This window comes from Neisseria sp. P0018.S001, assembly GCF_051957355.1.
GTDB classification, from domain to species: domain Bacteria; phylum Pseudomonadota; class Gammaproteobacteria; order Burkholderiales; family Neisseriaceae; genus Neisseria; species Neisseria subflava_A.
This window is the reverse complement of record NZ_JBQCWN010000102.1, coordinates 1-255: the sequence shown is the minus strand read 5'-3', so window position 1 is coordinate 255 and position 255 is coordinate 1. Positions and strand designations below refer to the sequence as shown.

Sequence of the window (255 nt, the reverse complement as noted above, 5' to 3'; positions counted from 1 at the left end):
CCCCCCCCCCCCCCCCCCCCCCCCCCCCCCCCCCCCCCCCCCCCCCCCCCCCCCCCCCCCCCCCCCCCCCCCCCCCCCCCCCCCCCCCCCCCCCCCCCCCCCCCCCCCCCCCCCCCCCCCCCCCCCCTCCCCCCCCCCCCCCCCCCCCCCCCCCCCCCCCCCCCCCCCCCCCCCCCCCCCCCCCCCCCCCCCCCCCCCCCCCCCCCCCCCCCCCCCCCCCCCCCCCCCCCCCCCCCCCCCCCCCCCCCCCCCCCC

Annotated in this window: 1 protein-coding gene; it reads right to left on the bottom strand. The window is 99.6% G+C overall.

Annotation, left to right across the window (positions count from 1 at the left end; genetic code table 11):
* Positions 1 to 255, bottom strand: a 255-nt coding sequence (locus ACTHTJ_RS11035) for a hypothetical protein (RefSeq protein WP_268083134.1), incomplete at both ends; no start/stop codon positions are given.